The sequence below is a fragment of the Metallosphaera javensis (ex Sakai et al. 2022) genome (assembly GCA_021654415.1).
Taxonomy (GTDB): domain Archaea; phylum Thermoproteota; class Thermoprotei_A; order Sulfolobales; family Sulfolobaceae; genus Metallosphaera; species Metallosphaera javensis.
The window spans coordinates 720073-738724 of sequence record AP024487.1; the positions used below are offsets into that span (position 1 = coordinate 720073).

Here is an 18652-nt window from a genome sequence, read left to right on the forward strand (position 1 = left end):
TAAAGTTTACATAGCAAAAGTGCAAGGATCGAGAACAAAAAATTAACTAAATCTTTTGAAAACAAGAATAAAGATACCTGACATGAGCAGGATGTAGATTGAGACGGCGATCTCGATCGTGATACCGTTTCCCAGTGAGAACCCTGAGAAAATATTAAATGGGATTGAAAGGATAAGGAAGAAAATTACACCAATTGAGGTTATCAGAGCTATTGTCTTGTCATTCAATTACCTCACCTGATGGGCGAAGTGTTCCATATCATGTTGTATGCTATAAAGAATGCTATACCCGCAGTTCCTCCAAATATCATGGCCAATATCATCAATCCCAGCTTAGTCATCTCATCCCACCTAAGAAGAGAAAGTGTCTCCCTCGTTATTAAGCTTTGAATAGCATTGAGTTGGAGTCTGTCCCTTGCTTAGGAGCATCTTTGGACAGCCTGTCTGCTCGTTATACGAGGAAAGGTAAGCAAAGCTGGCCAGATCGGAGGGTTGACCCATGATGACCGGGGCCTTCAAGTTCATTCCAACAGCGTATAGATAGTCCGTGTTCTGATCCCAGTAAAGTTCCACGTAAGGCAATGGCCTTTGTGTTGGGCCCGTTAGCACAGCCGCTCCTTTCCATGGATCGTATGTGGAGCCGTGGCAATCGCAGTGAATCACCGATGATGCACCGGCATTCTGCGCAGCCTGATAGGCCACAGTCGGCAAGAAGTTGGGAGTAACTCCGCCAGGGGCGAAATATTTAGGAGGATAGAAATGAATTTCAGGGGGCTGGCATCCCAGGTGCTGGCATATGGCGCTATACGCCACGATGGAGTTGTGAGGTCCTACCCCTCCGGGGAAAGTATAGGTACTTCCGTCCTCAGGGATGACCACCGTTGTGGAGGGGATTGCAACCGGATTGTCGTTAGAGTCGCCCATATTGATAAGGAAAGTTATGTCTCCTTCCATGGGATACTGGAACAGCAGGATTGAGGGATCATTAACAGGTAAACTAGATGCCTCAATGGGGTTACCATCAGAATCCACGATAATTATCCACGGAAAATTCTTAATGTAAACAGGAGGCTGATTAAGGTAAGAGATCACAGGAACAGCGCTAGCCACAGCCAACGCGCCTATTCCTATTAATATTCCCTTTAGAAACATCCTCCTCCCGGGGTTCAGCGGGCCCACCTTCTCCTCAGCGTAATTATAGAGGTAATCTCTTCCCTTCTCAGCGAACTTTTTCTCGTCGAACCTTGTCTTGGGATCCCTCATTTTTCTTATCAACCTAGTCGCGAAAATGAAGTCGTCTCTCTTCAGCGCGAAATGCCTACCCATAACTATCACATTAAATGTTTGTTGAGTGAAAGGTTTAAATATTTTGTTATAATAGATCTTATCAAATTTATCTCTCTTGATCTTTCTCATGAAAACAAAATAAAAATACTTAACTAACCATGATAACGCTGGGGTAAGTTTTAGTTAATTTACGTTATTGTTAAAACTATTTTTAAAAGATAAAAAGGAAAGCAAGTTAAACTTAAATTAAGTTAAAATAGAAAAGTTAAAAAGGGGGTTTCTCCATCATTTTAGAATGATAAAAGGGTGTTAAAGATTGGCTGATTTTAAGGAAAAGATAGCTCATCACGCTGAGCTTGCCTGGTTTATCGTAATGTTAGTCATGGTTGCTGTTTTCTTCTCATGGTCAGTGATAGAGGTAACTAACGGGTCCAGCACGAGTATAAGGTATGGTTTACCGCTGTTCTCGGGCTTACCAGCACAGGCCCAACAGGCAGTTTTGACCTTTGAGAAATCACCTCCAGCTAACCGAACCTCTGAAGTGGTGGACGGAATACTGGTAGTAAATATGACCGCAATGCAGAACGGAACCTTCTCAGACGTGTTTCATCCTAACGTGATTGTTGCACAGCCAGGGGAACCAATCACGATCATTCTGAACTCACCTCAGGTCATCACGGGCTTCTTCATTAGACTTCCCGACGGGGTAGTCAACGTTAACGCTGTGCCTAACGAACCAAGTTACGTTTACTTCGTGGCACCCAACCAGCCAGGAAATTACACGTGGAGGGAGCCGGAGCTGGCTGGTTATGATTTTTCATATATGACTGGAACCCTTGAGGTGGTATGATTGAGTTTCCAGGTCAAAGATGTCTTGAAAATAATTTCCAATTATTTCAGTATTTTTTCTACATCTAATATAAAGAAGGTTCTGTTCCCATCAACTACCTCCGGGGTTATATGGCAGTATTTCGCTGGTTCCTTGGCGTGGCTAGCCGTTGTGGGAATGGCTGCCATGAATCTGAGGACCTACCTGACCTATCCCTCAAACAGTCCAGAGGTTGGCGTAACGTATTACGCTTTCCTAACCCTACACGGATGGTCAGCGATGCTGGGATTGGTTCCCTTTGCTGCCATCTCAGTGATAGCTTACTCCATGTACAAGGATGGGATGAGCATAAGGAGGACCAAGTTAATGAGCGGAATGTTCTGGCTTGCCAATGCTGGTCTGATTTTCGCCCTACTGGGAGGACCAGACATGGGATGGTATATGTATCCGCCACTTGCAGTGGAGGACAACTCCAATTTCCACGCCTTCCTCAATTATCATGGGGCACTGATGGGAATAGCCTACCTGGCGTTGGCCATAAGCTCCCTGGCGCAAACCATAGCAACTGTGAACCTGGTGAGTGATGCCTATGCGACCAAGCCCAAGGGGCAGAAGCTAGGAATATTCTCAGCCTATGGCGTTGCCTTCGCTGTGATTATTGCGCTGACTTTACCGGCGTTGACTGCTGCCGAGCTGTGGTACACTCTCAACATACTTGCGGGAGTTCCCATTAACACGTTATTGTGGCTGGTGCTCTTCTGGTTCTACGGCCATCCCGTAGTATATTACGTTCCCTTCCCGCTGTTCGGCGCACTCTACTACTTCGTGCCGAAGTTTTCAGGGAGGCCACTGTTCAGCGAGAAATGGGCTAGGTGGAACATATATCTCCTTGCCATAGGCTCAATGTTGATCTGGGTTCATCACCTTCAGACCTTCCCAATTCCTGTCCCCGTGAGGCTATGGATAAACCTCTCCACGTTGGTGCTGGCCTCGGGTTCAGGTTTAACCGTGCTCAATCTAGGTTTAACCGTGCTTACTAGCAAAGGATACAACTACAAGGATCCGGTTGGGATGGCAACACTAATGGCCCTCATAGGCTTCATCCTAGGAGGAGTGCAAGCTGTCCCACTTCCCATGTTCCCCATAAATCCCATAGTCCACAACACGTACTATGTTGTTGGTCACTTCCACCTGGTTATCTGGACCTTAATATTGATGGGATTCACGGCGGTCTTCCTAGACGTTTTGAGAACTGTGAGACCCGGGTTTGATTACAGTAAGTCCGCTACTCGACTCATTAACGCTGGCATACTTGTGTGGACAATTCCCTTCGTAATAGTGGGTTACCTAATGAGCATGGAGGGCTATATGGGAATGCTGAGAAGGGTGATAGCCTACCCCACCACCTTCTATCCATACAATCTTTCCATTTCACTTCTGGCGGAAATCGGTATAGCTGGAATAGTCATGGCCATTGGTTCAGCGCTGGTGGAGTTTCTCACCTACTCCCCCTCCACTACGGTGAGCGTTTCATCGGGAACTTCAACTCCCTCGGTCTCCTTGGCCACTCAGCAAAATATGAAGGGAGAATTTTTTGATAATCTTAAACTTAAGCTTAATAACAATGTTTATGGGAAAACATCTGATCTGAGGAGGTTGAAATAGATGACTGAGACATCACAAGAGAAAAAGAAAGGTCTAATTGATCAAATACTGGATAGGGTAGGAGTCACAGAAGCTCCGTTCTTTAAGACCCCTGACTACATGTATAACATCTCCTACTGGCTTGGAGCAATGGTTTCTGCTGCCTTCATCTATACCGTGATAACAGGGCTTTTCCTTCTCCTTTACTACATGCCTGCTAATCCCTACGCTCAGACCCAGGCTATAATTAATACTGTGCCTTACGGTTCGGTTCTCCTTTTCAGTCACCTTTACGGAGCCTACATCATGATTATCTTGGCATACATTCACATGTTCAGGAACTTTTACAAGGGAGCCTACAAGAAGCCTAGGGAACTACAGTGGGTCACCGGAGTTCTGCTACTTGCCTTAACCATGGGTGCATCGTTCTTCGGTTACAGTCTCGTAAGTGATGTGCTAGGTGTAAATGCTATCAACATTGGCGAAAGCCTTCTGGTAGGAACTGGTTTCCCTGGGGCTTCCACAATAGCTAACTGGCTATTTGGGCCAGGGGGTGACGCAGCTACTGCCAGCAATCCCCTTGTGAAGTCCCAGCTATTTGATAGATTGTTGGGCTGGCATATCATAATGGTGTTCCTAATTGGCGTTCTGTTCGGAGTTCACTTCCTGATGTCGGAAAGGTATGGTATGACCCCTTCTGCTAAGGAGAAGCCCAAGGTTCCCGCGTATTACACAAAGGAGGAGTGGTCCAAGTTTAACGAGTGGTGGCCCAGGAACGTGGTATACATGCTGTCCATAGTATTGATGACTTGGGGTATAATTCTCTTCATACCTGATCTATTGGCTAACATTAATGGATTGCCCATTGTAATCAATCCCTATCCTGCGCCTGAGCCAGGTACCGCTGCAGCCTTATCCACTCAACCATATCCACCTTGGTTCTTCCTGTTCCTGTATAAGTTTGTGGACTTTGAGTTACCCAACGGGCAGGCCATGAGTCCAGCCCAGGCACTGTCGATTCTAGTTGTAATATTATTGGTTCTAATCCTCATGCCGTTCTTCGAGAACAGCGAGTACATGTTCCTTAGAAATAGAAAATTCTGGACCTGGATCATGACCGTAGCGTGGGTCTCGCTCATTGAGTTGAGCGTGTGGGGTTACCTTGCCCCCGGTGTTCCCGCCCCAACCAGCCAGCAGATAGAGATACTGGGAATCCCTGCGGTGATCATAGGGCTTGTTATTCTTGCTACAGGAAGACAAAAAAGCTCAAAGTCGGCACCTTCTCTTAATGCACCAGAAACTGTTCCAAAAATTGGACCAACCTCGATTCTGGGTACTGCCGTTGCGTCACTGCTATTCGCTGGAAGTTTCGGAGTGTGGTTAATGCACCCTGCAATGATAAATATGTTGCTCATGATACCCTTCGGAGCTCTCGCCGTCTACATGATATATAGAATGGCCTCTGGGATGAGAGTGAGGGTTGCTAAACCAGCAGGTACAATGACCTGGGAAGAGGTGAAGTTCAGGAAGACCATTGCCATTTTCGCGCTTCCAGCGATACTCGTGGTAACCGCTATTCAGACGGCAATAATGTGGAGACTCCCCAGTGTGGGTCCGCAGGCAACTTACGCTGGAATGGACCTGGGCATACTCCTCTTCCTTTGGGGAGTGGCAATTCAACTTTACCACTACATCGTGTACGTAAGGTGAGCCATTTGTTAAACTCAAAGTCAAAGCTTTTTTACGTTGTAAGTTCACTCGTGATCATTGTTATAACCGTGAATCCCTTTACTCTTCAGGCACTGCCTAGAAATCCTCTAGTTCTCATGCTATCCCATTACTCGCTCTACTTTGCAGGTATTCTAGCAGGATTGGGGCTTTTCAGGTTTAACAAGTTACTCGCAATTCCTGCAGTTATACCTCCCATCATGTTCCATCTCCCATACTTCTTTGTGGAGTCTGGGATAAACCTGTACTGGACCTTTCTTGATTACTCCACTATGGTGGCCGGAGGGTTACTACTTGGAGGTACAATTCGGCAAATGGGCAAGGTGATGAAGGGTTCATTATTCGTACTTTACATGATCGGAGATACAACCTTGGCTGTTCTATTGATACTGGGATTTCCAGTCTATTCTCCTCCGGCAGTACCTTTCTCTCCCTATTCTGTAGGACAGTTAGTGGATGTGTCCTATTTGATGTTCGGAATAATGAACGTGATATTATTTGGTGTTATAGGTTATACTCTCAAGAAGTTACTTGAGTAGCTTTCCTTTTTGTATCGATTACCAGAGAGGAGATCGCAAACGTACTGGCGCCCACTATGATGGAGAAGTCGGAATAGTCCATCACTGACGGAATGACCGGGTAGACAACTCCTCCTAGGGCTGCAGAGTTTATGGCAATTCCGGAGTTTATGGAATTGATTCCGTATCTTCTCGCGATAACGGGAGTAACCGAGTTCAGGCCAAGTCCCGCCATGGTGAACGGTATAAGGAGATATATGTAGCCGTCGAAGAACAAAACGCCAGATATTGAGGCTATGCTGGCCACTATCACGGTTAGGATTCCAGGATTCACTCTACGACTCAGGGCGGGTAGGATAAAGTACATGGGTATGGCAAGCACGTATGATATCAATACAATGTCCCACGAGTACCCATTGATCTCAAGGAAGTATGGAGCTAGGGATAATGAGAAGGATGGAACGAAGGAAAGCAGATAGGTCACTACACCCAGAGGTGACGGCATTCTAGACTGAGCCTTCTTGATTTTCATGTCATGTCTGGATATCACAGGTAAAAGTAGAACGGATAGGGCTCCAGTAGTTAAGGCTAAGCTCCAGGACCTCAGCATCATGGACGTTATTCCGGCGAGAGTCCATCCTATGGCCCATCCCCCTAAGGTTCCGCCAATCACTTTCCTATCGTTAAGCTCCATCGCCTCATACATCGCCATGGATGACATCAGACCGAATACTACTCCCACAATCAGTCTTATTGTAATTTCAGCGGGGAAACTCACCAGGAGTGCGGAAAGCAGTGAAAGGGATGCAGCAGCGCCAAATAGGAGCTTGTAAAATTCCACTAGGCTTAGGGTGTGCCCAAACCTAGAGAATATAACCGAACCCAACAACCTTCCGCCATAGGGGATAGAAATGATCAAAAAAGATTGCAGAGGAGAGAGTCCCAAAAGGTTGACAAGAAAGGAGGGTAGAACAAAAACGTAAGTGGCGACTGCGTAACTCATTATGGGCCTTATCTTCACTCTAGATCTGATGTTTAAACTTGACCAGAAGAATATAAGCTAAAAATGGTGCGATTTTAATTTCTCAAGAAAAGTTATGGATTGTTAATTGTAGATATAGAGAGTTTAAAATCAGCATTCGGAGTAGGCTTCCTCTATGAGCTTCCTTGCCAGTGCCTCATCTACCTTGGCATTAACCCTGTAATTCTCATGGATTACGTATACCTCCATGTTGGTGTCCCTGGAGTTCTCTAGGTCAAAGGTAAGGAATTGCACCGTACTGAATTCCTCTCCCTGTTCCCGTCCTGCCTCCGGTTCTCCCTTAATGAGCTTGTTGCCCACCTTCAGGAAGATGCTGTCGTAGATCTTTGGAAGGGTCTTGAATACCTTCCTCAGGTCCTCCTCGTTCTCAGCGTATATGTACAGGCTTGCCTTGATCTTCCCGTTGCAAGGGAGCAGAGAACTGTAGATTTCAATTTCCCTCTTGATATCCTCAGGTTTGCTCAGCTTGTCCAGGTATACCATTTCCTGTACCTGCTGAAGTACAGTGTCCTTGTTCTCGAAGAGGATTGACATTCTGTCTCCTAGCTCTATCCTTCTACCCTTCTTCAGCTGGGCAGATCTCCTTACCCTCTCCATCCTTATCTTTTCGTACTCATACCAGGGAAGAATTTCATTTACTTGAATTATTTTTGATCACCTCCTTGAGAAGGGAAATGGGATGAACAGCCCTCCTTCCCGAAGCCTTCTCTATCTGAAGTCCCGCCAGAGGGCACTCTGTAGCGAAAATGTCCGCCTTGCTGTTGGCGAAAGCGTCCATCATCTTCGCCCCCACAACCTTGGCCTTACTGTAGTTCCTTAATCCCCATCCACCGTCTATCCCAGAGCAACCCATGTTGGACATCTCCACGTTAAGTTTTAGCGTTCTCATGGCCTGAACCCCCGGAATTCCTACCTTGAGGTATTTGAGGTGACAGGGAGTGTGGTAGAACACGCTTTTGGGAATCTCTCCGTTCCAGTTAACCTTACCTTCCTTCTTCAGCTTCATGAGGTATTCCATGACGTCGTAAACCTTGATTGGTTCCCTATCCAGTATGTACTTGTATTCCTTGGTAAGCATAAGGGTACAGGTGGGTATAGGGGAAACCACATCGTAACCCTTATCCACGTACTCCTTCAGCATCTTGAAGTTTCTCTCAGCGTTCTTCTTCAGTTGGGTTGCATCTCCCACGTCAAGCATGGGGGCACCACAGCAGGCAAAGTTATCCGTGACTACCTCAATGTTTAGCGCGTTGAGGACCTCTACCACGTCCTCACCTATCTCGGGGTAGAAATTCTCTACCAGACAGGTGTGGAAAAGGACAACCTTGGCCACAGGTTTCTCAACCTTCTTGGGTTTAACAGATTTGAGGAAGCTCCTATCTGCCAGCCTCAGAGATGGAGCGTCAGGGCTTATCCCCATTAACTCCTTCCCGCCTTCAAGGAATTTCTTGGCAATGGGTCTCACCAGGGTGGCAGTGTCGAGCATCTCAAATAACCTGTCCCGCATACTCAATCCGGTCTTACTCTTGTGATAGAGCCAGGCCCACGCCATGAGGTGTGGAAAGTCCATGTTAAACTCGTGTGGGGGTGTGTAGGGACAGTTGACGTAACACATGTTGCAGTGGAAACAATCCGACGCCACATCAAACAAGTCCTCTAACGTGAGCTTGGATGGCCCCTTCTTATCCGTGTACTGAAACATCTTCGGGAAGGCGGGACAGTAATTGAAGCATAATCTACAACCGTGACACACAGTTGCCTGTCTCACGAACTCGGACTGTAACTTAGCGGAATCAAAAAAAGCTGGATTATCTTTATTTAGAGTATACAATTCAGCTCCCTTTCAGCATTTTGAGGGCATTTGTGAACTTTTCAGCGTGGCTCTTCTCAGCCCTTGCTAGGGTCTCGAACCACTCTGCAGCTTCATCAAATCCCTCTTCCCTTGCTGTCTTGGCGAAACCTGGATACATCTGGGTCCATTCGTAGGTCTCTCCAGCTATGGCCGACTCCAGCATCTGCTCTATTGTGCCTATGGGCTTGTCCGTGGCGGGGTCCACAGAGCCACCCTGTCTTATGAAGTCAAGGTGACCAAAGGCGTGGGCTGTCTCTCCTTCAGCTATACTCCTTAGCAATCCCGCGAGCTCCGGATATCCTTCCTCGTCTGCCCTCTTCGCGAAATAGAGATATCTTCTGTTTGCCATGGCCTCGCCCATGAAGCCATGCTTGAAATTTTCCTCCGTTTTGGTTCCCTTTAAGCTCTTCATAGTCTCTAAAATATAGTGATAATGGCATTATAAAAAAGTTTCGACTCCATTGTTCATTGCATTTAAGAATAACTCTAATTTACCCCGTTTAAGGCCAAGGTTCTTCCCTATTATCGGGCGACTTCATGGAGAGTCCTACGAAGGAAGCAATGGTTAACAGGAGAATGCCTATGTACAGGGGTGCGTCTGGAGACTCGTTAAAGTAGGCGATTTTCCCCAACAGGCCGAATACCATGACCAGAACTCCAACTACCGCCAGTGCGGAGCAGGAACAGATTTCCTTGAGCTTCATCTTATCACAAGTTATTATAGAATGTTTGATCTTATAAGTTTTGCTATATTTGAGATAAACATAACAAAACGAAATACAATCATGAGAAAAAGACTACTAAAGTATCTATTTATGTGCATCTACATTTGATACTCCAAGATTGTGCCAGAATGAGGTCTGGGCTAGTAGAACGAGAAGGGGGCCAAGGATTATAGCACAAGAATATGGTTGAGCTTCGTGAAGGAGAAAAAAGGAAAAAGTCATCACTTCAAGATATCTTCTGGGGTCACGGGCGTTTTATTGAACCTCTTCCCAGTGGCGTCCTCAATTGCCCTAACTATGGCCGCAGGTCCCACGATTAGTGACGCCTCCCCAACTCCCTTGCTCTTGGTCAGATAAGCCGAGGGGTGGTACTTTTCTGCGAAGTAGCTCTTGAACCTCGGTGCCTCCACCGCGGTGGGAACGAAGTAATCCGCGTAAGTTACCGCAAGCTGACCATTCTCGTTAATTATTGCGAGTTCATAGAGCGCCTGTCCCACAGCCTGAGTGCCACCTCCATGTACCTGACCTTCAGCCAGTGCGGGGTTTATAACCCTACCAATATCGTCATAGGCCCTATACTCCTTCACTCTGGCGATACCGTAGTCGTCAACCTCAACTACTGCCACGTGTACTCCATACGGGAAGGTAACGTCGCCCTCAAGCGTAACGCTCGCTGAAACCCCGGGTTCCTTTCCTGAGTATGCCTCTCTAGCTACAGCGTCCCAGCTCATCTTCTTCCCCTCCTTCTTGTGTACGAACTCTCCATTTCTATACTCTATTTCCTCCACGTCGGCCTTCATGGACCTGGCTGCAACACGCTTCATCTTCTCTAGGGCCTGCCTGCTTGAGGCCATGGCAGCGCTTCCAGCTATTGCCAGGGTTCTGGAACCGTAAGTGCCTGTCCCTGCAGGAATTGCCTCACTATCTCCCCAGGTAACCTTAATCCTCTCTATGGGTATCTGAAGCTCGTCAGCCACCAGTTGGGCTATTGCGGTCTCAGTCCCTTGTCCGTGGGGCGTACCTCCTATGGCCACAATGACGCTACCGTCCTCATTCACCCTTGTCTCGGAGTACTCATAGGGTCCGAAACCGCATATCTCCAGGTAATAGGCGAGTCCAACTCCAACCTTTTTACCCTTCTTCCTCTCGCTTTCCGCCCACTCCTTCAGCTTGTTATACTCCAGGACTTTCACACCCTCCTTGAGAAGGGTGGGGTAATCTCCAGTATCGTACTTGAGACCGAAGGGATTGGTATAGGGCATTTGATCCTCCCTGACAAGGTTCCTCATTCTAACCTCAACGTCGTCCATCTTCAGTTCGTCTGCCACCGTGCTCATTATCCTCTCGATGATGAACGTTGCCTCGGGTCTGCTGGCACCCCTGTACATGGTAATGGGGATGGTGTTAGTGTATATTGCCCTGCTCCTTATGGCCAAGTCCCTAACCCTGTAGGGACCAGGGATCATTGGTGGAATGATAGTGGGCTGTAATCCCTCCGTGTAGGTGAGATAGGCACCGAGCTCCACATCCAGAGTTCCCTTAATTGCAACCAGCGTACCATCATTCTTGAATCCTATTTCTCCCCTGAACACGTTGTGCCTGGAATTGGTCGCAATCATCTCCTCCGTCCTGGTAGCTGTCCATCTCACAGTCTTCCCTAACCTTATGGAGGCAGCTATTACTGCAAGCTCTTCCGGTAGGATATGGGCCTTACTTCCAAAACCTCCACCCACATCCGGCATTATCACTCTTATTCTGCTTTCGGGTATGTTGAAGATCCTGCTGAACTCTGCCCTGGCGAAGTGCGGAATCTGTGTGGAGTACCATATGGTGAGATTGGCTCCATCGTACTGTGACACTATACCCCTGGGCTCCATGGGAGATGGGATGAGACGGTTGTTGGCTATCTCCACCTCAACCCTTCTATCGGCATTGGAGAGCGCCTTCTCAGCGTCCCCCGCATTGAAGTCTCCCACATATCCCAGGTTGGTTCCCAGTTCCTTGTGGACCAGAACTTTGTCCTTCTTTGCCTCCTCCATGTCTATTACTGCCTCAAGAGGTTCTATGTCCACATTAACTGTTTCAGCGGCGTCCCTGGCGGTATACTTGTCCTGTGCAACAACCATGGCAACTGGTTCTCCGTTATACTTGGTCTCGCCTTGGGCAAACCTCCACAGCGGGATCTTCCAGGGTCTTGGATCAATGTAGGTGGTCCATGGACCTATCCCTCCCTTAATGAGCTGATTGAGTTCCTCTCCCGTGAATACCGCAACCACTCCCCTCATTTTCAGGGCGTCTTCCTTGTGCATTCTCTTTATTACACCGTGGGCTACATTGCTTCTCACAAACGTCGCATACAGTGAATTGACCTTGATGTCATCTACGTATGTGCTCCTCCCGGTGACGAACTTATCGTCGTATAACCTCTTCACGGACTTACCTGCGTAACTCATGCTCTCATCCTCCTGGAGGCGTCAAGTATTGCGTTCACTATGTTCTGATACCCTGTACATCTGCAGATGTTCCCGTGTATCATATCCCTCACCTCCTCCTCAGTCATCTCCCTCTTTTCTGAAAGGATGTAATGGGCCTGAACTATCATTCCAGCGGTACAGAATCCGCACTGCAGGGCAAAGTTGTCCTTGAATGCCTGTTGAACTGGGCTCAGTTTGGAGTCGCTGGATAGTCCCTCAATGGTGGTGATCTCCTTGCCATCTGCCTGAACTGCCAGTACAGTGCAGGACTTCACGGATTTACCGTTGAGGAGAACCGTGCAGGCACCACAGGTTGAGGTATCGCAACCTATCTTGGTGCCTGTAAGGTTAAGATTCTCCCTGAGAAAGTCCACTAGCAATTTCCTTGGTTCAACTTCATCCTCGTAATATACCCCATTCACCTTAACCCTTATCCGGACCCTCTGTCCAGGTTCAACTTGCACCTCTCATCTCCTCCAAAGTGTTTTTCAATAACCTCTTCATAACCTCCCTTCTATAGGAGGAGGACCCCCTGGAGTCTGAAGGTGGATTGACTCCCTTAACTGCCAGTTCCATGGCCCTGGAGACATCACCGTCCGTAAGCTTCGTGTCTTTAAGGGCGTTCTCTGCCTCAAGGGGTCTGTGGGGCCTTTCCCCAACCCCTGTGAATGAGATCCTCACGTCCTTTACCTCCCCAGCTTCCATTTTCAGGAGGAGGGCCAATCCAACTAGCGCGAAGTCACCCGCTCTCCTAACGACCTTTCTGTAGGCCTGTCTATATCCCTTGTAAGTGGGAACCTTAATCTGCTCCAGAATATCGGAGGGCTCCAGTGCAGTGGTGAAAGCTCCCTTGAAGAAATCTCCAGCCTTCACTTCCCTGGTGCCCTTCTTTGACCTGATAACCATCGTTGCGTCCAGTGCTGTGAAAAGTGCCGGATAATCCGCTGATGGATCTGCATTACCCAAGCTTCCACCTACGGTGCCCATATTCCTCACCTGAATATCCCCAACCTTAGATGCAGTTTCCTGAACTATTTCCAGACCAGGAACTTTTCTGGAGGCTAGCTCGCTGTGCCTCGTGGTAGCGCCTATGGACGCCACTTCCCCCTCACGTATGAAGGATAGTTCCTTGAGATCACCAATATCCACCAGGTACTTTGGCTTCAGGATCCTGAGCTTCAGCATGGGTATGAGGCTCTGTCCCCCTGCCAGAACCTTACCTTCATTGCTATCCAGAAAATCCAGGGCCTCCTCAACGGAGTCTGGCCTGTAATACCCAACTTGTGCAGGATACATCTTTACATTATTCAACTGTTCATTAATAAAGAGTTACATTCCTACTTAACCATAGTTACTATATAAGCTAAATATTTTCGATCCCTCCAATGGTTGAAGGATATTTACGTGGGATTAATCAGAAAGGTTTAAATGATATTTGTATGATAAGAAATATTTTTATTTATTCTTATTTTTCCCTCCTTTCAGGCAATAGATTTAACCAAGATTGGCATAACCCACTTTCATGAGCTATGTTCCCACAAGGGAGACCGAGCAGGTGAGGTTGGGTAAGGGATACATTCTAAAGGAACATGAAAAGCATTATCCCGAAAACTATCCCTGCACCATTAACTCAGCTACCTATTTTCTCAAGGTGGACCATGATAGGCTGGAGGGTAAGGCGTCTCTTTCCATGGAGTGCAGGAAGGGACAGATGACCCTGAGCGGAAGGCATTTCACTGTAAGGGAGTTCTCGGTGAATGGGAGGGGGGAATATCATTACGACGGAAACCTGTTTAGATTTGATGTGGACTCAGGTCCCAATAACGTGACAATATCTTACGTTGTCTCGCTGATGGGTTCTGTTCAAAAATTAGAGGAGATGAACGAGATCTCCACCACCGGAGAGACCGAGAATCCCGTGTACTGGATACCTTCTCTCCCGGAACCAGGGATCAAGACCAAGATGGAGCTCTATGTCCAGGTGAGAAAACCCCTTATGGCCATCTCCAATGGAGAACTGAAGGAGGTCAAGGACTTAGGAGATATGGTTGAGTATCACTGGGTGATGGATTTTCCGCACTCCTTCTATCTCACAAGCCTCGCCGTGGGCCAGTTCTCCACGTTTAGGGAACAGGTTGACGGTGTGACTTTAGAGTATTATCTGCCCAAGGGTTTCGAGGATTATCTCTGGAACCTGGAGAGCACCAAAAGGGCCATGAAATTCTTCTCCAGTTACACTGGAATTCCATATCCATACAGGAGATACGCTCAGGTGATCCTCTTTGGAATGAATGGTGGAATGGAGTACATATCCAGTACCCATCTGACGTGGAGGATACTTCACGACAGAAAGGCTGACGAGGAATATAGCGCCGACTCATTGATAGCTCACGAACTGGCCCACCAGTGGTTCGGCGACCTTGTTACCACGAAGGATTGGCCAAACATTTGGTTGAACGAGGGTTTCGCCACGTATTTTCAGGCACTCTTTACCGAATACGACAAGGGGAAGGAAGAATTCCTCTACGACATGTACACAAAGATGAAAACTTACCTTGAGGAGACGGAGGAATATACTAGGCCGATTGTGAGCAGGTACTACAGATGGCCGGACGAACTCTTTGACAGACATACATATCAGAAGGGAGCTTTGGTTCTTCACGCGCTCAGGAACATGTTGGGGGACGAGATTTTCAGGGAGGGAATCAGGACCTACCTGGAGCAACATGCGGGCAAGGCCGTGGACACCGAGGACTTCAGAAAAGCCATGGAGAAAGTGTCGGGACAGGACCTATCGCAGTTCTTTGATCTCTACGTATACTCAGCAGGCCACCCTGAGATCACAGTATCCATTCAATACTCCAACACCCCGGTAATAGTGCTGGAGCAGGCCGAACCAGGCTATCCTCTAGAGATCGAGGTAAAGATAGTAAGCAACTCAGGATCGGAGATCAGAAAGATAAAGCTAAACTCCAGGTCAGAGATACCAGTACCCGGTCTGAAGTATGCCTGCGTCGATCCTGAGTTTAAGGCGTTCGTTGTGGTGAACGATAACCAGCCCGAGGAGATGCTTATCTCCGAGACTGGGGACCCCAGTATTATGTGCAGGATCCGTTCGGCCAGGGGACTCTCCAAGTACACGGACGAAAGGGCTGTTAGGGCCTTGGGAAAGCTCCTGTATGATACCTTCTGGGGGGTCGCGTATGAGGCGGCCCTAAGTCTCGGGAAAATGAAGACTCAGGAGGCGTTAAGCGAGTTATCCTCCCATAAGATCTCAAATCCCAAGGCCAGGAGAGGGGTAGCGAAGGCGCTGGCCGAATTCAAGTATGAGGAAAGGGCCTCAGATCTTGCCGTCTCCATGCTAAGGGCAGAGGAGAACTATTACGTTAAGGCTGAGTTGGTGAGAAGTCTAGGAAAGATAGGCCTTCAGAAGTATCAGGAGGAGGTGAAAAAATATTATGCGGAGGAGAGCCATCTCGACGTGATAAGATCAGCGGTGCTTGAGGCGTTAGCCTACTTTGGGTCCCAGGAGAACTACAATTTCATTTTGGAGAAGGCCTTCAAGGGGGAGAGCTTCCCTGTTAGGGAGAGTGCCACAAGGTGGTTGGGGAAGTTCGGGGAAAGAGCGGTGGATCCTCTGTCAGCCCTTGTCAGAGACAGGCTACCGAGAGTTAGGTCGTCTGCGGTCGAGGCTCTCGCTGACACCTCCAGCCTGAAGGCAATACCCGTACTTCAATCCGTGGTGAAGAATGAGGATGAGGATGGACGAATAAGGGCCCTAGCTCTAAGGAAAACCTACTCTCTAGGAAAGACCCAATCCAGATAATTTTTTCCTAGAGCCATTCACTATAATCATCCTTAAACTATCTAGTCCTTATCCTTGCCTGAGTCCGATTCCAAGTACTTTCTTGATAGAGCTTTCGTCGTTTTTCAATATCTTCACATTTTTCCCGTCAGAATAAACAAGGAACTTCTTACCTACTATTACCCTGGGCCTGGAGAGAAATATGGTCCCTTTACGGCAGTTACTCTCGTCACATATCTCCATATTGCCAACGAACACGGAATTACTGATTGCCTTATATGGTATACCGTTTCTCTTCAGAATTTCCTTTATATTATCTAGAGACGACAGCTTAGTGACCACTTCACCTAGTGGAATTAACTCTTCTATCTGTCTCTCCAACATGGCCTCTTCTTCTTTAATTGAAGCAAGTCTATTCAGTAAGTTCAGGGCCATCACTCCCTTGGGAGTTAGATACAGTATCCTGTTCTCTTCTCTTATGAGTTCCAGAGACTCCAGAAGTGAGAGATATTTTTTCAGCAGATCAAAGCTGACATTTGCTCCAGCCATAAGGCTGGTTTTTCTTATTCCATTCTGTGCCAGCTGAAGCATATCTCTTATAATATCATTGGAAGTTCGTTTTTTAGCCAAATGGATCCACTAATACTATAATACGTAATACTAAGTTAAAAGTATTTCCCATATAAGCGTTTTTCATGGGTTTATGAGTACGTTCACGTAATTATTTGAAAGCCGAATTCATGCGGAGAACTCAATTCCGTCATCCCAAATCCCTAGCTAGAACTTTTATACCCGTGTGGAGAAAGTGGTAATTGTGGAAAAAGTAGAATCCATAAAGGTTAAAGAGACCACCAAGCAGGAACTCATAAGGATTAGGGGAGAGCTTGAGAGCAGATACGGCAGGAAATTTTCCCTGGACGATACCATAAATTATCTGATAGCGAGTAGAGGCAGGGAACACAGGGACCCCGTATTGCTGGAAAGGATATTTGGTGTGCTGAAGGGCGAAGACCTATACAGAGAACTGCAAGGGGAGAGAAAAGCTGATAAAGAAAGAATTGAAAGGAAATTTGGTCTTTGATTCCGGGATCCTGATTTCCCTGTTACAGGGAGAGATGGAGTGGCTCTATCGTAGGGTGAGGGATGAAACTATCGATCCCTTGATTAATGTGGTCAATCTCACGGAAGTTTACTACGTCCTCTGCAGGAAGGTAGGCGCTGAAAGTGCAGGGAGAATTATGGACGACATACTTAGGTCTGGTTACTTTAAAGTCGTGGGTGTTTCCAGGGAAGTCTCCAAGGAGGCTTCGCTCTGCAAATGTAGATACCCCATATCCTTACCCGACTGCTTTTCCATCGCCACCGCAAAGGTTCACAACACGAAGGCCCTGTTCAGAAGGGAAAAGGAGCTTGAGGGAATTAAGGACCAGTTCGTGGAATTCGTCGACTAGAAGAGTGTGGAGAACCCGACTTGGATTTTAATCACAAACTAGGTTATCCCCAGCTCTCCCGGGACTGAACCTTTTTCAGTTTGTAAGTAGACTATCAAGGGAAAATTAATCAATTGTTCATCTCTCAATACTCAAAAGCTTATAGGGAATAAAGTCGTAATATTGAATGTGTTACTCACCGAGATAGCTTCCATACCTCTTTTCCTGCTAGGTGTGGAGCTTATCTACAGAGGAGCCAAATTCAGTAGTCCTTATGTGATAGCGCTTATTTCAATTTTACCAGAATTAATAATAACTCTTGAAGCCTCATTCAGGTCAAACTACTACGTGGCACTGTCAACTGTACTGGGAAGTGTGATCTCCCTTTACGTGATTGGGGTCACGTTTTTCGGTGTGGTTCATTTCATCAAGTGGAAGAGCGATTTCAATGTGGGAATTCAGAGGGAATATCTGTTCATAGTGGTCGCTTCCATGTTCATTGGCCTCATGGGATTCACTGGAAGGATTAACGTATGGTGGGGCGTTGTCCTATTTGGTCTATTTCTGGCCTACAGTGTAATAAAGGTGAACAGGAGAGTTGTCAGGGACTCAAAGGCAATCCCGGCACTTGTGGCAGGTAGCGTCATAGTCTGGATATCATCATCCTGGCTACTTCAGGATATATTCTCGCTATCCTCAACGTTCCACGTTCCACCTTACTACGTTGCCATTCTCATTGTGCCCGTGATGTCCAACCTGCAGGAGATCTCCACTGCACTTAGATCGAGAAAGGAAAACGTAATGAAGGACCTGCTTCTGGGCGTAATAAACGAGAATCTTATGGCCTCAAGCCTACTTCTGGCCATAATAGGTTTCGCCTCCGGCACGGAGGGAATAGCGTTGAACTCCTTAACTCCCCTGGTTGAGGTTTCGTTCTTTGCGGGAATCCTAGCGTATTTTCTGATAAAGAACGGACAGATTAAGCTTTACGATTCCATACTAATGATGCTCGGTGTAATGATATTTATTGGTATGTTCAGGCTGTGAGTAGCGAACTCAACTGTGGGAAGTCTCCACGTCATAGCACCAGTTTCTCAGGTCCCTGGTCAGCGTCTCAACTCTTTCCTTTTCCAGGCTCTGGCCCAGGATGAATTCCGCGGTGCTTTCTATTAAACCTCTGATCTCATCATCGGACGTGGAACATAGCCTGGTTTTATCCATATACGAGGCTTGTTCCAGGGTTCCCCTTTCGTCAGCTATCAACTTTGCAAGGAAATTCCTTATTAGTGCTGTTCGGTAGAACTCACTTTCCATAAAA

20 protein-coding genes are annotated in these 18652 nt (G+C 47.2%); 8 read left to right on the forward strand and 12 right to left on the reverse strand.

Features of this window, described 5'->3' with window-relative positions; genetic code table 11:
* Window positions 1-42 precede the first annotated feature (42 nt).
* Entirely contained in the window at window positions 43-228 is a 186-nt protein-coding gene (locus tag QVC96_RS04400; RefSeq protein ID WP_287690008.1) for a hypothetical protein, read from the reverse strand.
* A gap of 123 nt (window positions 229-351) precedes the next feature.
* A complete protein-coding gene (locus QVC96_RS04405) occupies window positions 352-1326 on the reverse strand; it encodes a Rieske 2Fe-2S domain-containing protein (protein ID WP_238026179.1) in 975 nt (324 codons plus the stop codon).
* A gap of 334 nt (window positions 1327-1660) precedes the next feature.
* On the opposite strand from QVC96_RS04405, the gene soxA reads away from it, so the two are divergent.
* Genes soxA through QVC96_RS04425 form a run of 4 tightly spaced genes read left to right on the forward strand, consistent with a single transcriptional unit; the run spans window position 1661 to window position 6027 of the window.
* Window positions 1661-2137, forward strand: a complete 477-nt coding sequence (soxA, locus tag QVC96_RS04410; RefSeq protein ID WP_238026180.1) for a proton pump complex quinol oxidase subunit SoxA — start codon at window positions 1661-1663, stop codon at window positions 2135-2137.
* Between the two features lie 51 nt (window positions 2138-2188).
* Window positions 2189-3781: a proton pump complex quinol oxidase subunit SoxB gene (soxB, locus tag QVC96_RS04415; RefSeq protein ID WP_238026181.1), complete on the forward strand. Its 1593-nt coding sequence runs from the start codon at window positions 2189-2191 to the stop codon at window positions 3779-3781.
* On the forward strand, window positions 3782-5470 hold the full coding sequence (gene soxC, locus QVC96_RS04420; RefSeq protein WP_238026133.1) for a proton pump complex cytochrome B SoxC: 1689 nt from the start codon (window positions 3782-3784) through the stop codon (window positions 5468-5470).
* A gap of 50 nt (window positions 5471-5520) precedes the next feature.
* Window positions 5521-6027 (forward strand): DUF1404 domain-containing protein, encoded by a 507-nt coding sequence (locus QVC96_RS04425; RefSeq protein WP_287690009.1) that lies wholly within the window; start codon window positions 5521-5523, stop codon window positions 6025-6027.
* Here the strand turns inward: QVC96_RS04425 and QVC96_RS04430 are convergent.
* The 8 genes from QVC96_RS04430 to cutB all read right to left on the reverse strand — a co-directional run bounded on the left by QVC96_RS04430 (window position 6008) and on the right by cutB (window position 13395).
* A complete protein-coding gene (locus QVC96_RS04430) occupies window positions 6008-6892 on the reverse strand; it encodes a hypothetical protein (RefSeq protein ID WP_287690010.1) in 885 nt (294 codons plus the stop codon). The two genes, QVC96_RS04425 and QVC96_RS04430, sit on opposite strands and share 20 nt — an antisense overlap.
* 246 nt (window positions 6893-7138) lie before the next feature.
* The gene (locus QVC96_RS04435; protein ID WP_238026136.1) at window positions 7139-7645 is read right to left on the reverse strand and encodes a DUF3501 family protein; all 507 of its coding nucleotides are present in this window, start codon (window positions 7643-7645) and stop codon (window positions 7139-7141) included.
* Between the two features lie 34 nt (window positions 7646-7679).
* Window positions 7680-8879 carry a heterodisulfide reductase-related iron-sulfur binding cluster gene (locus tag QVC96_RS04440; protein WP_238026137.1) on the reverse strand — a complete coding sequence of 400 codons (1200 nt, stop codon included), beginning with the start codon at window positions 8877-8879 and terminating at the stop codon, window positions 7680-7682.
* 1 nt (window position 8880) lies between these two features.
* Window positions 8881-9312 carry a rubrerythrin family protein gene (locus QVC96_RS04445; protein ID WP_238026138.1) on the reverse strand — a complete coding sequence of 144 codons (432 nt, stop codon included), beginning with the start codon at window positions 9310-9312 and terminating at the stop codon, window positions 8881-8883.
* Between the two features lie 88 nt (window positions 9313-9400).
* A complete protein-coding gene (locus QVC96_RS04450) occupies window positions 9401-9604 on the reverse strand; it encodes a hypothetical protein (RefSeq protein ID WP_238026139.1) in 204 nt (67 codons plus the stop codon).
* 242 nt (window positions 9605-9846) lie between these two features.
* Window positions 9847-12078 (reverse strand): glyceraldehyde dehydrogenase subunit alpha, encoded by a 2232-nt coding sequence (gene cutA / locus QVC96_RS04455; RefSeq protein WP_287690011.1) that lies wholly within the window; start codon window positions 12076-12078, stop codon window positions 9847-9849.
* A complete protein-coding gene (gene cutC, locus QVC96_RS04460; protein WP_287690012.1) occupies window positions 12075-12563 on the reverse strand; it encodes a glyceraldehyde dehydrogenase subunit gamma in 489 nt (162 codons plus the stop codon). Before cutC ends, cutA begins: the two co-directional genes overlap by 4 nt.
* On the reverse strand, window positions 12553-13395 hold the full coding sequence (gene cutB / locus QVC96_RS04465) for a glyceraldehyde dehydrogenase subunit beta (protein WP_287690013.1): 843 nt from the start codon (window positions 13393-13395) through the stop codon (window positions 12553-12555). Before cutB ends, cutC begins: the two co-directional genes overlap by 11 nt.
* Before the next feature lie 226 nt (window positions 13396-13621).
* Here cutB and QVC96_RS04470 point away from each other — a divergent pair, with 226 nt between their 5' ends.
* Entirely contained in the window at window positions 13622-15925 is a 2304-nt protein-coding gene (locus QVC96_RS04470) for a M1 family aminopeptidase (protein ID WP_287690014.1), read from the forward strand.
* Window positions 15926-15973: 48 nt separating this feature from the next.
* Here QVC96_RS04470 and QVC96_RS04475 read toward each other — a convergent pair whose 3' ends face one another.
* On the reverse strand, window positions 15974-16534 hold the full coding sequence (locus QVC96_RS04475) for a winged helix-turn-helix domain-containing protein (protein ID WP_287690015.1): 561 nt from the start codon (window positions 16532-16534) through the stop codon (window positions 15974-15976).
* 184 nt (window positions 16535-16718) lie between these two features.
* Here QVC96_RS04475 and QVC96_RS04480 point away from each other — a divergent pair, with 184 nt between their 5' ends.
* The 3 genes from QVC96_RS04480 (at window position 16719) to QVC96_RS04490 (ending at window position 18381) form a co-directional block, all read left to right on the forward strand.
* On the forward strand, window positions 16719-16985 hold the full coding sequence (locus tag QVC96_RS04480) for a hypothetical protein (RefSeq protein ID WP_287690016.1): 267 nt from the start codon (window positions 16719-16721) through the stop codon (window positions 16983-16985).
* On the forward strand, window positions 16975-17355 hold the full coding sequence (locus tag QVC96_RS04485) for a type II toxin-antitoxin system VapC family toxin (RefSeq protein WP_287690017.1): 381 nt from the start codon (window positions 16975-16977) through the stop codon (window positions 17353-17355). The genes QVC96_RS04480 and QVC96_RS04485 overlap by 11 nt, the downstream gene beginning before the upstream one ends.
* A gap of 168 nt (window positions 17356-17523) precedes the next feature.
* Window positions 17524-18381 carry a sodium:calcium antiporter gene (locus QVC96_RS04490; RefSeq protein WP_287690018.1) on the forward strand — a complete coding sequence of 286 codons (858 nt, stop codon included), beginning with the start codon at window positions 17524-17526 and terminating at the stop codon, window positions 18379-18381.
* A gap of 9 nt (window positions 18382-18390) precedes the next feature.
* On the opposite strand, the gene QVC96_RS04495 is transcribed toward QVC96_RS04490, so the two are convergent.
* Window positions 18391-18648: a hypothetical protein gene (locus QVC96_RS04495; protein WP_287690019.1), complete on the reverse strand. Its 258-nt coding sequence runs from the start codon at window positions 18646-18648 to the stop codon at window positions 18391-18393.
* Window positions 18649-18652 lie beyond the last annotated feature (4 nt).

Excerpts from the sequence above, each read along its gene's own strand:
- QVC96_RS04405 (WP_238026179.1), bottom strand. The coding sequence starts at position 1,326 with ATGGGTAGGCATTTCGCGCTGAAGAGAGACGACTTCATTTTCGCGACT.
- soxA (WP_238026180.1), top strand. The coding sequence starts at position 1,661 with ATGTTAGTCATGGTTGCTGTTTTCTTCTCATGGTCAGTGATAGAGGTA.
- soxC (WP_238026133.1), top strand. The coding sequence starts at position 3,782 with ATGACTGAGACATCACAAGAGAAAAAGAAAGGTCTAATTGATCAAATA.
- QVC96_RS04435 (WP_238026136.1), bottom strand. The coding sequence starts at position 7,645 with ATGGAGAGGGTAAGGAGATCTGCCCAGCTGAAGAAGGGTAGAAGGATA.
- QVC96_RS04445 (WP_238026138.1), bottom strand. The coding sequence starts at position 9,312 with ATGAAGAGCTTAAAGGGAACCAAAACGGAGGAAAATTTCAAGCATGGC.
- QVC96_RS04450 (WP_238026139.1), bottom strand. The coding sequence starts at position 9,604 with ATGAAGCTCAAGGAAATCTGTTCCTGCTCCGCACTGGCGGTAGTTGGA.
- cutA (WP_287690011.1), bottom strand. The coding sequence starts at position 12,078 with ATGAGTTACGCAGGTAAGTCCGTGAAGAGGTTATACGACGATAAGTTC.
- cutB (WP_287690013.1), bottom strand. The coding sequence starts at position 13,395 with ATGTATCCTGCACAAGTTGGGTATTACAGGCCAGACTCCGTTGAGGAG.
- QVC96_RS04470 (WP_287690014.1), top strand. The coding sequence starts at position 13,622 with ATGAGCTATGTTCCCACAAGGGAGACCGAGCAGGTGAGGTTGGGTAAG.
- QVC96_RS04495 (WP_287690019.1), bottom strand. The coding sequence starts at position 18,648 with ATGGAAAGTGAGTTCTACCGAACAGCACTAATAAGGAATTTCCTTGCA.